Source organism: Actinoplanes sp. ATCC 53533 (assembly GCF_003947245.1).
Genome location: NZ_QHHV01000698.1, coordinates 1 through 518, shown reverse-complemented (window position 1 = coordinate 518; position 518 = coordinate 1). Strand labels below are relative to the sequence as shown.

Sequence of the window (518 nt, the reverse complement as noted above, 5' to 3'; positions counted from 1 at the left end):
CTGCCGGTCGCGGCCAGCCGCACCGGTGAGATCAAGACCCGGACGGCAGCATCGACCAGGCTGGCCTCGCCCAGTCGTCGATCGGACAGAAGGACGTCCGGATGACGACCATGCAGGGTGCGCTGATCGCCGCCACGGTGGCCAACGGCGGCAAGCAGATGCGGCCGTACCTGGTCCAGCAGCTGCTCAGCCCCGACCGGCGGCCGATCTACAACGCCAACCCGCAGACACTGCGGACGCCGGTGAACAGCCAGGTCGCCGGCGATCTGCGCGAGATGATGATCAGCGTCGTCGAGAACGGCACCGGCAAGAAGGCCAAGATCAGCGGCTTCGAGGTCGGCGGCAAGACCGGCACGGCCCAGAACGCCGAGGGCGCCGACAACCACGGATGGTTCGTCGGCTTCGCTTACAACGACAAGGGTGAGGCGGTTTCGGCAGTCTGCGTCATGCTGGAGAACGTGCCCGACGGAGGCGCGAGTGCTGAGGCTGCCCGGATCTCCGGGCTCATCATGAAGGCC

The 518-nt window shown here is 67.4% G+C and carries 1 pseudogene; it reads left to right on the top strand.

From position 1 onward, the window contains the following. Nucleotides 1-518: pseudogene (locus DMB66_RS60710) on the top strand (penicillin-binding transpeptidase domain-containing protein); the annotation flags it as partial.